The 12,429-nt window shown below is 68.0% G+C and carries 8 protein-coding genes; 4 read left to right on the top strand and 4 right to left on the bottom strand.

The window, feature by feature from the left end; translation table 11 throughout:
* The first annotated feature begins 109 nt into the window (after positions 1-109).
* The 4 genes from GGR46_RS23520 to GGR46_RS23505 all read left to right on the top strand — a co-directional run bounded on the left by GGR46_RS23520 (position 110) and on the right by GGR46_RS23505 (position 5,946).
* Positions 110-412, top strand: a complete 303-nt coding sequence (locus tag GGR46_RS23520) for a PepSY domain-containing protein (protein ID WP_184000520.1) — start codon at positions 110-112, stop codon at positions 410-412.
* 82 nt (positions 413-494) lie between these two features.
* Positions 495-1,847, top strand: coding sequence for a TolC family protein (locus GGR46_RS23515; RefSeq protein WP_343058334.1), 1,353 nt, complete (start codon positions 495-497; stop codon positions 1,845-1,847).
* Positions 1,844-2,884: an efflux RND transporter periplasmic adaptor subunit gene (locus GGR46_RS23510; RefSeq protein WP_343058333.1), complete on the top strand. Its 1,041-nt coding sequence runs from the start codon at positions 1,844-1,846 to the stop codon at positions 2,882-2,884. The genes GGR46_RS23515 and GGR46_RS23510 overlap by 4 nt, the downstream gene beginning before the upstream one ends.
* Positions 2,881-5,946: an efflux RND transporter permease subunit gene (locus tag GGR46_RS23505; RefSeq protein ID WP_184000519.1), complete on the top strand. Its 3,066-nt coding sequence runs from the start codon at positions 2,881-2,883 to the stop codon at positions 5,944-5,946. Before GGR46_RS23510 ends, GGR46_RS23505 begins: the two co-directional genes overlap by 4 nt.
* Here the strand turns inward: GGR46_RS23505 and GGR46_RS23500 are convergent.
* Genes GGR46_RS23500 through GGR46_RS23485 form a run of 4 tightly spaced genes read right to left on the bottom strand, consistent with a single transcriptional unit; the run spans position 5,943 to position 12,428 of the window.
* Positions 5,943-7,277 carry a sensor histidine kinase gene (locus GGR46_RS23500; protein WP_184000518.1) on the bottom strand — a complete coding sequence of 445 codons (1,335 nt, stop codon included), beginning with the start codon at positions 7,275-7,277 and terminating at the stop codon, positions 5,943-5,945. The genes GGR46_RS23505 and GGR46_RS23500 overlap by 4 nt on opposite strands.
* Entirely contained in the window at positions 7,277-7,954 is a 678-nt protein-coding gene (locus tag GGR46_RS23495) for a response regulator transcription factor (RefSeq protein ID WP_184000517.1), read from the bottom strand. Before GGR46_RS23495 ends, GGR46_RS23500 begins: the two co-directional genes overlap by 1 nt.
* Complete coding sequence (locus tag GGR46_RS23490) at positions 7,954-9,330, bottom strand: efflux transporter outer membrane subunit (protein ID WP_184000516.1); 1,377 nt, start codon at positions 9,328-9,330, stop codon at positions 7,954-7,956. Before GGR46_RS23490 ends, GGR46_RS23495 begins: the two co-directional genes overlap by 1 nt.
* Positions 9,327-12,428: an efflux RND transporter permease subunit gene (locus GGR46_RS23485; protein WP_184000515.1), complete on the bottom strand. Its 3,102-nt coding sequence runs from the start codon at positions 12,426-12,428 to the stop codon at positions 9,327-9,329. Before GGR46_RS23485 ends, GGR46_RS23490 begins: the two co-directional genes overlap by 4 nt.
* Position 12,429: the final 1 nt, after the last annotated feature.

Here is a 12,429-nt window from a genome sequence, read left to right as displayed (position 1 = left end):
CTCCTGATGCGGCGGTCGGGCAAGTTGGGGATTCCCAATGTTCGCCTCACGCTCAGCCAAGGCGCACCCATGCAGAAGGACCCGGACGGGGGAGCATTGGAGCAGGATCATGCGCAATATTGGCCGTCTCACACTTCTGGCAGGCATCGCCGCTACTCTTCCTTTCACGGCTGTCGCGAGCCCGGCGCAAAAGGCGCCCAAGCCGAAACTGACGCTGGCCCGGGCGCAGGCGATCGCTCTCAAGGCACGGCCGGGGAAAGTCACCGACCATGAGCTGGAAGCCGAGAAGGGCGGAAGCGGGCTGCGCTACTCGTTCGATATCAAGGCGGGCGGCAAGGGCTATGAGGTCGGCGTCGACGCGGTGACGGGCAAGGTTCTCGAGAACATTGTCGAAGGCCCGAACCCGGACTGACCGGAGCGCGATCCCTGCTTCCGGTCGGGGCGCCGCCGCCTATCCCTCATGGGCGGCTGCGTCCCTTTTTTAGAGGTACCTCGTGCCCCAAATTCTCAAAACCCGATCTACGCTGCTGATCGCGCTCGCCGCGTCGCTTGCCGGTTGCCAGCACTATACGTCGCTGCCGCTGCAGACCGACGCGTCGCTGGCGCCCAGCCTGGCCGCCATCCCGGACCTGCCCGCGCGCGCGCTGACGGTCAGCGAGGTCGCCACTTTGGCGGTGACGCGCAATCCCGACCTGCTTGCCGTACGGGCCAAGGCGGGTGTGGCCGAGGCGCAGCTCGTCCAGGCGGGCGTATTGCCCAATCCGAGCCTCAGCGGCGCGATCCTGCCCCTGCTTTCCGGCGCCGGATCGGTGTCCGGCTGGAATCTCGGCCTGTCGCAGGACATCAAGGCGTTGATCGTGCTCAAGCCGAGGCGGCGCTCGGCCAGGGATAGCCTCAACCAGGTCCATGCCGATCTGCTCTGGCAGGAATGGCAGGTGGCGGGACAGGCACGCCAGCTCGCGGGTGATATCGTGCTCGGCGAACGGCTGCGGCCGATGCTTGAGCAAGCCTATGAGCTGATGGCGAAGCGCTACACTGCGAACCGCAAGGCGCTCGAGAGCGGCAATTCGACACTTTCGACACTGGCGCCGAGTGCCGGTGCGTTGCAGGCGGCACGGGCAGCAATGCTTCAGCAGGACCAGGCGCAGCTGGCCAACCGGCACAAGCTCAACGCACTTCTCGGTATCGCACCGGACGTTACGCTACCGCTCGCGGATGCGATCGATCTGCCGGCGTTCGATCCGCGCGAAATCCGGTCGATGCTGGCGACGCTGCCACAGCGGCGCCCCGATCTGCTCGCGTTGCGCGCCGGCTATGCCGCCCAGGATGAACAGCTCCGCGTGGCGATCCTCTCGCAATTCCCCGACCTGATCCTTGGCGCCTCGGCGTCCAGCGACAACAGCAAGGTGATCAGCGGCGGGCCCAACGTCCAGCTCGGCCTGCCGGTGTTCGACCGCAACCAGGGCAATATCGCGATCGCCCGGGCGACTCGGCAGCAGCTCAATCGCGAATATGCGGCCCGGCTCGATGCAGTGACCGGCGAGGTCGGGGCGCTGCTCAGCGAGCGGGACCAGATCGCGCTCCAGCTTGCTGCTGCCCGCCACGATCTCGACGATTCCAGAGCCTTTGCCGATCGCGCAGCCAAGGCCTTCGCCGCCAGCATGCTCGATGAACGGTCGTTCGTCGACCTCCTCAGCAATCGATTCTCCAAGGAACAGGAAGTGATGACGCTCGAGCTCGCACTGTTCGACCGACAGGTCGCGATCCAGACACTGATCGGCACCGGACTGCCCGCGGTCGATACGCTCGGTTTCCCCGATCCCGGCGCCGATGGAGCCGCGAAGTGAGCGCGCCCCGCATCGCTACGGCGCTAGGCATCGCCATCGCGCTTGCCGGTTGCGGCGCAGCGCAGCCCGACAACCAGTCGGACCCGACCACGCAGGTGACTGTGACCCAGGCCGTCGAGGGTAGCCTGCCGACCTTGATCGAGGCCTATGGGTCGGCCGCGCCTTCGGGCAATGGCCAGGAAACCATCAGTACGCCGCAGCCTGGGCAGGTGCTCAAGCTGCTGGTGACGCAGGGCGTTGCGGTACGCGCCGGCCAGCCTTTGCTGACCTTTGCCGTTGCCCCGACTGCGCGCAGCGCATTCACCCAGGCGTCCGACGCGGTGAAAGCGGCGCAGTTGCAGCGCGATTCCACCGCGCAGTTGCTGTCCCAGCAGCTCGCGACCCGCGATCAGCTTGCCCAGGCGGAAAAGACGCTTGCCGACGCCCGGGCGCAGCTTGCCGCGATGCGGGCCGAGGGTGCTGGCTCCGGCACCATGACATTCCGTGCGCCGTTCGACGGCGTGGTCGCGACGCTCCCGGTTGCCGAGGGCGACCGGACCCAGCCGGGCGCCGCTTTGCTGAGCGTGGTGCGAAGCGGATCGCTGGTGATCACGACGGGCGTCGATCCGGCGCTGCGCGATCAGGTCCGGGTCGGTGCGGAGGTGAAGCTGTCGCGGCTCCAGGGTGGGGCCAGCGTGACCGGCCATGTCGTGCGCGTCGATTCCATGCTCAACGCCACCACGCGGCAAGTCGATGCCGATATTGCCTATCCGGCTGGCAGCTTCCTGACCGGAGAGGCGGTCCGGGTGGCGATCGTCACCGGCAAGGCACAAGGCTGGTTGGTACCGCACAAGGCAGTGACCGTCGATGCGCAGGGACAGGCAATGGTCTTCCAGGTCGCGGGAGGCAAGGCGCGGGCGGTGCCGGTGAAGATCCTCGTTTCCACGCCGGACCGTGATGTCGTCGCCGGAAAGGCGACGGCGGGGTTGCCGCTGGTCGTCGACGGGGCGTATCAGCTCTCGGACGGCGACGGGGTGCGCACGGGTGATGCCAAGTGAGGTTCGCAAACCTGCTGGCCAGCCAGTCGCGGGCCTTTGTCGTCGTTGCGATAGCGTTGGCACTCGCCGGCCTGGTGGCGGCCCTGTCGCTGCCGATCGGGTTGTTTCCCCAGGTGTCCTTTCCGCGTGTGGTCGTCGATATCGACGCCGGTAGTCGTCCGGCCGACCAGACGGCGCTGACCGTGACGCGGCCCGTGGAACAGGCGCTCCGTGCGGTGCCCGGCGTCCAGAATGTCCGGTCCGAGACGTCGCGCGGCGCCGCGCAGATCTCGATCGATTTCGGCTGGGGCCGCGACATGGTCGCAAGCACGCTGGAGGTCGATGCGGCGATGGCCCGCGCGATCTCGGCGCTGCCCGCAGGCACGCGCTACAATGTTCGCAGGATGGACCCGACGGTCTTCCCGATCATCTCCTACGCCTTGGTATCGGACAAGCTTTCGCCGTCCCAGCTCCAGGATCTGGCACGCTACCAGATCACGCCCCTGCTATCGGGTATCTCGGGCCTGGCCCGTGTCGATGTGCAGGGTGGCGAGACCCAGGAGGTGCAGGTGCTCGCCGATCCGGCGCGGCTGGCAAGCTTCGGCCTGTCGATGGGCGACCTCTCGACGGCGATCGCCAATGGCAATGTGCTGAGCGCGGTCGGGCAGGTGCAGGATCGCGGCCGCCTGTCGCTGGTGATCGCGGATCACACGATCGCGTCGCCGGAGCGCATAGGCGATGTGGTCGTCAAGTCGAGCGCCGGCGGGGTGGTCCGCGTGCGCGACGTCGCCACCGTGCAGGACGGCATCCTGCCGCAATGGCTGCGCGTGACCGAGGACGGCAAGCCCGCCGTGCTGTTCAACATCTATGAGCAGCCCGACGGCAACTCGGTGCAGATCGCAGGGGAAGTGCAAGCAAAGCTCGCCGCATTCAAGCTCCCGCCGGGCGTCAAGCTGCTCAACTGGTACGACCAGAGCGAGCTGGTCAGCCAGTCCTTTGCCAGCGTGCGGGACGCGGTTCTGATCGGGCTGGTGCTGGCGGCGATCGTGCTGCTCGCCTTCCTGCGCAGCTGGCGCGTGACCCTGGTGGCGCTGATCGTCGTGCCCGCGACACTGATGGCGACCGTGCTGGTCCTGGCAGTTGCCGGCATGAGCTTCAACATCATGACGTTGGGGGGAATCGCCGCGGCGGTGGGCTTGCTGATCGACGATGTCATCGTGATGATCGAGCATATCGTCCGGCGCGTGCAGGGCGATGGCTCTGCGCCCGGCGCCCCTGTCGGCAAGGCAGCGATCCTGCCCGCCGCGCGCGAGTTCCTGGCACCGCTGGCCGGATCGAGCCTCGCGACGCTCATCGTGTTCCTGCCGCTATCCTTCCTCACTGGCGTGACCGGGGCCTTCTCCAAGGCGCTTTCGCTCACCATGGCGGCGGCGCTGGCGATTTCATGGGCGATGACTGCGCTCGTGGTGCCTGTGCTGGCCCAGCGGCTTCTCAAGACCGACGACAAGGCCCCCGCGCATGGCAGCCATCAAGGCTGGATGGCGCGGCGGCACGATCAGGCGATCGACGGCGCGATGCGGCGGCCCTGGCTGCTTGCGATGGCGGCGGTGCCGCTGCTGATCCTTGGCTATGTCGCCTATTCCAACGTGCCCACCGGTTTCATGCCGAAAGTCGACGAGGGCGGCTTCGTGATGGACTATTTCACGCCGCCGGGCACTTCGCTCGATGAGAGCAGCCGGCGCATGGCGCAGGTCGACGCGCTGCTGCGGAATGACAAGGACGTGGATACCTTCTCGCGGCGGCTCGGCACCGGCCTGGGCGGCGATCTGGGGCAAAGCTATCACGGCGACTATTTCGTGCGCCTGAAACCGGGCCATTCGATCCCGACCGAGGAGAAGATGAACGCGGTCGCCGAAGAAATCGGACGCAAGGTTCCCGGCGTCGAGGTCGAGGTTGCACAGCTGATGGAAGACCTGATCGGCGACCTGACCGCAGTGCCCCAGCCGATCGAAGTGAAGCTCTATTCCTCCGACGCGGCGGCGCTCGGGCCCCAGGCCGAGAAGATTGCCGCGCTGATCGGCAAGATTCCCGGCGTGGTCGAAGTGAAGAGCGGGCTTCAGCTGGCCGGTGATGCGATCGACGTGAAGATCGATCCGATCCGCGCGGGCTATGAGGGCGTCACGCCGGCCGATGTCCAGACCGCGCTGGACAATGCGCTGACCGGCGTGGTGGCAACCTCGATCCCGCAGCCGAGCAAGGCAGTGGACGTCCGCGTGCGCCTGCCCGGCGTGACGACGCTCACCCAGGACCAGCTCGCCCAGCTGCCGATCCGGGCGACTGACGGGCATGTCTTCCCGCTCTCGCGGGTGGCGACGCTGGCGCCGGTCAGCGGCCAGCCGCAGATCAGCCGGGAGAATCTGGAGCCTATGGTGGCGGTGACGGCGCGCATTACCGGGCGCGGTATCGGCGCTGCAGTCGCCGACGTGACCAGGGCGATCGACAAATCCGGCGTGCTGGCCCCCGGGGTCCGCTACGAGATGGGGGGGCTCTACCAGCAACAGCAGATCGCCTTTGACGGGCTGACCAAGGTGTTCGTGGCGGCGCTGATCGCCGAGTTCATTCTGCTCCTCGTGCTCTATCGACGTTTCGCGACCCCGCTGATCATCATCGGTTGCTCGCTGCTCTCCACGACCGCGGTGTTCACGGCGCTATGGCTCGCCGGCCTCGATCTCAACATCACGGCCCTGATGGGCATGACGATGATCATCGGCATCGGCACCGAGATGGCGATCTTCTATGTCTCGGAGTTCGAGGAACTGCGCCACCGGATGCCGCCGCTTGCGGCCGTGCGCGAAGCGAGCCGTAACCGTCTGCGGCCGATCACGATGACGACGCTGGCGGCGATCCTCACACTGCTCCCGCTCGCACTCGCGATTGGGCAGGGATCGGGCATCCAGCAGCCGCTGGCGGTGGCGATCATCGCGGGCCTCGCACTGCAATATCCACTGGTGCTGATCGCGATGCCGGTGCTGCTGCGCCTGACACTGCCACGTGCGGATCGCGAAGTCCCGGTGGCTGCCTAGGCGACTGTCGGCCCCAGCGACACGGCGATGCCGAAGCCGGGGCCGGGCAGCAGGGTCGCTTCGCCGCGATGCGCGGCAGCGATGGCGGCGACCAGTGCCAGGCCCAGGCCATGACCGGTCGAGGAGCGGCTCTGCTCGGCCCGGCTGAACCGCTCGAACAGCCGACCGCGCGCGGCATCGGGCACTCCCGGCCCATCGTCGCATATGGATAAGCGGACAATGCCGTCCTCCACGCCAAGAGCTACATGGATATGGGTACCCGGCGGCGTATGGCGTAGCGCATTGTCGAACAGGTTCGCGGCGAGCTGGATCAGCAGGCGCCGGTCGCCGAGCACGCGGATCTCGGGGGCGATGTCGGTTTCGATGCTGTGGCCGCCAGCCTCGGCGTCGGGCTTGTAGGTGTCGGCGAGCTCAAGCAGCGCTTCGCTTAGCGCGACCTCGCGGAATTGCCTGCGGACGCCCAGACCCTCGACCTCGGAGATGCGCAACAGAGCGGCAAAGATCTCGAGCAACTCGTCAGCTTGGTGGGTGGCGGCCTCGATGGCGGCGTCGCGTTGCTCTCCGGTACCGGTTGCGGCCTCGTCGAGCCGGTTGCGCAGCCGGGTAAGCGGGGTGCGCAGGTCGTGCGCGACGTCGCTGGATACCTGGCGGAGATTGGACATCAGCGCGGCGATGCGGTCGAGCATGCGATTGAGCGTCGCGGAAAGCCGGTCGAACTCACTGTCAGAACCGTCGATCGGCATGCGGTGGGTCAGGTCACCACCGATGATCGCGAGCGCCGCCCGGTCCATCTTGCGAAGCCGCGCGCGGGTAAGGGCGCCGAGCGTCCAGGCGCCACCCAGTCCGAGCAGCAGCATGGTCCCGAAGGCGGTGGTGAACAGTAGCAGCAGGTGACGATCGGTCTGGTCGAGCACCGCGCGGTCGGCAGAGACGACCAGCGTCGCCCCATCGGCCAGGCGGGTGGTCAGGGACTGGCCAATCCGGCCATCGTGATAGTGAAGGAACTCCGCGTGTCCCGTCTGCTGCGGCGCCACTGCGTCCAGCTGCCCGGCCAGGTGGTGGCCCTTGGCATCGACCAGTAGATATTCGAGATGCTCGGGGCCCGGGATCGCCTCTCTACGGCTGATGCCGCTGGCGATTGCAGCGGTTCGCTCGCTGCCGGGCTCCGCGAGCAGCGCCCGGGTCTCGGTCGCAGTGCGATGATCCAGCTGTTGTTCGAGGGCTTCGTGCGTCACTTCATAGGAAACCGCACCGATACCGACCGCGCCCAGGGTGAGCGCCAGGCTCACCAGCATGGCGAGGCCGAAGGTGGAATGGCCAAGTGGACGCATCACTCGCCCCGGATGCGGTAGCCCGCACCGCGCACCGTCTCGATTGCATCCTCGTCGAACCCGGCATTGAGCTTGCCGCGCAGCCGGCTGAGATGCGTCTCGACGATATTGGTCTTGGGCTCGAAGTCGAAGTCCCAGACCCGCTCGAGCAGCATCGTCCGGGTGACCACGCGGTGCGGATTGCGCATCAGCTCGGCGAGCAGCAGGAATTCGCGTGGCTGGAGCGCGACCCGTCGACCGGCCCGGCGAACGAGGCGGCGTTCGAAATCGAGCTCGATGTCGCCGACGACGAGCCGGTTGGGCTCGGCCTGGGTAGTCGGCAGGCGCCGCCCCAGCGCCTGCAGCCGCGCACTGAGTTCAGAAAAGGCGAAGGGCTTGACCAGATAATCATCGGCGCCGCTCTCCAGGCCCTCGACCCTGTCCTCGATGCTGCCCATCGCTGTGAGGATCAGCACCGGGATGGTACAGCCGCCGGCGCGCAGCATGCGGACGACCGAGAGACCGTCGATCACCGGTAGCATCCGGTCGATCACCAGCACGTCGAAATTGCCTTCGGTGGCCTGGAACAGCCCGTCCCGGCCATCGGTCGCCGTGACGATGGCATGGCCGGCTTCGCCGAGCCCGCGTGCAATGAAGTCGCGGGTTTCCTGGTCGTCCTCGATGATCAGGATGCGCATTACTGGCCCTCCGCGGGGGAGGCCTGCCAGCCGCCGCCAAGGGCACGGAACAGCAGGACCTGGTTGCGGGCGACGAGCAGATCGGACCGGGCGCGCTCCAGCCTGGCGGTCGCGAGGCTGCGTTCGGCATCGATCCTCAGCAGCGGCGCGGCATCGCCCAGCCGGACGCGGGCGGCGCTGCGCTTCGCATAGAGCGCTCCGGCCTGCTCGGCATCGGCAAGGGCGCGGTTGCGGCGCACTTCGCCGTCCATTTCTGCAAGCGCAGTCTCCACTTCGCGGAGAGCCCGCAACACCGCGACGTCCCAGCTCGCCAGCGTGCCTGCTTCGGTGGCACGTGCCTGGGCGAGTTTGGCGCGGCCGGGTACATTGGGCAGCGCCCAGCTGACCAGCGGAGAGAGGGCTGCGGAGAAGTCGCCGCGCAGCAGCCCAAGCGCGCCACCGAGATTTACCTTGGGGTAGAGCTCCGCCCGGGCAACACCGACCCGCGCCGCGGCAGCGGCGAGCTTGCGCTCGGCTTCGCGGATATCGGGACGGCGGAGCAGAAGCGCAGTGCCGTCGCCTACCGGTGCGGTACCGGAGAGATGGGGCACGGCGGTGCAACTCAGGTTCCAGCCACGTGCTGCGGCGGGGGCGAGGCCTTGGAGGGTGGCCAGCCGGTAGAGCGCGTTGCTTCGCTGTGCGGTGAAGCCCGGGACAGAGGCTTCGGCGGTCGCGCGCATATTCTCGGCCTGCGAGACTTCGAGCGGCGAGATCTCGCCGGCGCGCAACTGGTCGCGCAGCATTTCGACCGAGCGGGTCTGGGCGGCAACGATCTCGCGCGAGACGGCCTCGGCCCGATGGGCGCCGCAGAGATCGACATACGCAAGAACCGTATCGGCCACGACAGCGACCCGGACACCGTCGGCCGCGGCTTCGGCGGCGGCGGCATCGGCGCGCGCGGCGAGCGCGCCGGCACGCAGCCGGCCGAACAGGTCGGCATCCCAGTTGATGGTCGCGGCGATGTCATAGTCGGAGGACGAGACCGTGGCGGCGCTGGGCTGGTTCGCCGGATCGTCGAGCGTCAGGCTGCTCTCGATTGTCGCCTGGGGCAGCCGCTGGGCCCGGGCCTGACGGAGCGCGGCGCGCGCGGCATCGAGATTGGCATAGGCGACGCGGAGATCGGCATTCGCCGCCAGGCTCGCCGCAACCAGCCGGTCGAGCTCGGGATCGTCAAACAGCCGCCACCATTGATCGGGCACGGGCGCGATCGAGGCGGAGGGCAGGGGGGCGAAGCCCGCTTCGATGCCCGGCGGTGGTGTGGTTGCCGGAGGCCTGGCCCCGGGCGTTGCGCAGGCTGCCGCGGCGAGCGCCAGCAGGGGCGAGAGGCGGCGCGTCATGCGAGCGCTCCTTGGCGGAGGGAGGGGCCGGCCTCGTGCTCCCGACCGAAACGGGCATAGAGGCTGGGCATCAGGAACAGATTGAGCAGAGTGGAGGAGACCAGCCCGCCCAGGATGACGATCGCCATCGGATGCTCGATCTCGTGCCCCGGCGCATTGCCGGCGACGATCAGCGGGATCAGCGCGAGGCCGGCACAGGCGGCGGTCATCAGGATCGGGACGAGGCGCTCCTCGGCACCGCGCCGGATCAGCGCGGGCCCGAACACCTCGCCCTCGACACGGCGGAGATGGTCATAGTGCGAGAGCAGCATGATGCCGTTGCGTGCCGAGATGCCGAGCACGGTGACGAAGCCGACCAGCGAGCCGAGCGACATCGTCCCGCCGGTAAGCGCCACCGCGACCACGCCCCCGACCAGCGCGAAAGGCAGGCTGGCCGCAACGAGCGCAGTGATCCTGAGCGAGCGGAACTCCATCCACACCAGCAGCAGCACGCCGATCAGGCAGAGCAGTCCCGTCGTCCAGAGCCGCTGGCGCGATTCCTTGAGCGCGGCATATTCGCCGAGGACCTTGGCGTGATAGCCTTGGGCGAAGGGCAGGCCCGCCACCGCCTGCTCGACCGAGCGGGCGACCGAGCCGAGATCGGCACCCTTGACGTTCATCGTCACGTCGATCCGGCGCTCGCCATTCTCGCGCTTCACTTCGTTGGGCGCGGGCGCGATGCGGACATCGGCGACATCGCCGAGCCGGACCTGGCTGCCATCGGGCGTCTGCAGCGCCAGGCCGGCAAGTGCATGAAGGTCACCGCGGATCGCCGGGGCACCCCAAAGCGCGACATCGAAGGACTTTTGATCGCGGTAGATCTCGCCGACCTTCTCGGCCGCGACCAGCGTGGCGGCCTGGCGGCGGACCTCGCCGGCGGTGAGGCCGAGCCGGGCCATTTCGGCGGGACGTGGACGGATCTGGATCTGGGGAACCAGCACCTGCTGCTCCACCTTGAGATCGGCGACGCCGTTGATCCCGGCGACGCTGGTGCGGACCCGTTCGGCCGCGGCGCGCAGCTCGGCCTGATCGGGGCCGAAGATGCGGACGACCACAGAAGCACCCGCGCCGGTCAGCACTTCCTTGATCCGCTCGCGCAGATAGGTGAGCACGTCGCGGAACAGGCCGGGATAGCCGTCGATCACTTCCTGGATCCTGTCGACGCTGGCGTCATAGTCCGCCTTCTCGTCGAGGCTGATCCACAGCTCGGTGAAATTCGGGCCGACCACTTCGTCCGCAGCCTCGGCCCGGCCGATATGCGCGCCGAAATTGCGCACCCCGGGGATATCGCGCAGCTCCTTCGAGACGCGGATCGTGATCCGGTCCATCGCCTCGATCGAGGTGCCGGGCTTCTCGACCCAGTGCATCAGGAAATCGGTTTCGCGGAAGTGCGGCAGGAACTCGTCCTTGAAGCTCGTATAGCCGATCGCGGCGACCGCCAGCCCGGCGGCTACCACGCCCATCGCCAAGCGCGGGCGATCGGTGAGCCGGGGCAGCAGCCCGGCATAGCCGCGCTTCAGCAGGCGGACGAAGCGGGTGTCGCGATGCTCGCTGACCGGTGCATTGGGCAGCAGCATCAGGCTGAGCGCCGGGGTGACGGTGAGCGCGACGAGCAGCGAGGCGGCGATGGCGAGGATATAGGCGATGGCCAGCGGCTGGAAGAAGGTGCCGGCCAGTCCGCCGAGGAAGAAGATCGGCAGGAACACCAGCATCACGATCAGCGAGGCGAACACCACGGCGCTGCGCACTTCGATCGAGGCGTCGAACACCACTTCCAGTGCCGGGCGGGGATTCTCTGCCTCGCGGTTGAGTCGCAGGCGACGGGCGATGTTCTCGACATCGATGATCGCATCGTCGACGACTTCGCCGAGCGCGATCACCAGTCCGGCGATCACCATGGTGTTGATCGTCACCCCGCTCCACAGCAGCACCAGCCCGGCGCCGACCAGCGAAAGCGGGATCGCGACCAGACTGATCACCGCCTGGCGCCAGTCGCGGGTGAACAGGATCAGCACCGCGGCGACGAGGATGCAACCGATCGCCAGCGCGCGGGTGAGGTTGTCGATCGAGCGCTCGATAAAGGTCGCGGGACGGAAGATCGTCGTATCGACTTCGACGCCCTTCAGGCCCGGCTTGATCTCGGCGAGCGCGGCCTCGACACCCTTGGTCAGGTCGAGCGTGTTGGCGGTCGGCTGCTTCTCGACGATCAGCATGATGCCGGGGCCATCGTTGATGATCGCGTTGCCGATCGGCGCGGCATGGTTCTCCGTCACTTGCGCGACATCGCCGATGCGGATCGGGGCGCCGCCCGAGAGCTTGACCAGGGTGCGGGACAGGTCTTCGGCAGTCTGGATCGCACCGACCTGCTGCACGGCAAGGCGCTGGGTGGGGGTATCGACGAAGCCGCCGCCGCCGACCGGCACGGCATCTCCCGCCGCGGCGCGCAGCTCGGCCAGGGTGATGCCGGCGGTGCGGAGCCGATCGGGATCGACCAGGATCTGCAACTGGCGGTCGCGCTGACCCCAGGAAGCGACATTGGCGACGCCGGGCACCGCCATCAGCCGGGGGCGGATCGTCCAGCGGACCAGCTCGGACAGCTGCATCTGGTCGAGTGTCCTCGAGCTGATCCCGATCTTCATCGCGCGGCTGGTAGAGGAGAGCGGCGGCAGCATCACCGGCGCGCGGGCGGCTGCGGGCAGGCGCGGCTGGACCTGGGCGACGCGCTCCTGGACGAGCTGGCGCGCGCGGATGACATCGGTACCGGGCGCAAACAATATGACCACCGAGGACAGGCCGAGCACCGATTTGGAGCGCAGCGTGGTGCGCCCCGGCACGCCGTTGACGCCCACTTCGAGCGGTACGGTAATCAGGCTCTCCACCTCCTCGGTGGAGAGGCCCGGCGCCTCGGTCTGGATCTCGACGATCGGCGGGGCGAATTCGGGGAACACGTCAAGCGGCACGTCGCTCGACGCGCGCAGGCCGAGGAGGACGAGCAGCACCGCGAGCGCGAGCACGAAGATGCGCTGGGTGAGCGAGGTGCGGACGATCCAGCTCAGCATG

This window comes from Sphingomonas kyeonggiensis, from assembly GCF_014196745.1.
Taxonomy (GTDB): Bacteria; Pseudomonadota; Alphaproteobacteria; order Sphingomonadales; family Sphingomonadaceae; genus Sphingomonas; species Sphingomonas kyeonggiensis.
Note: the sequence above shows the minus strand (reverse complement) of the source record. Positions and strands in the feature narration are given on the sequence as shown.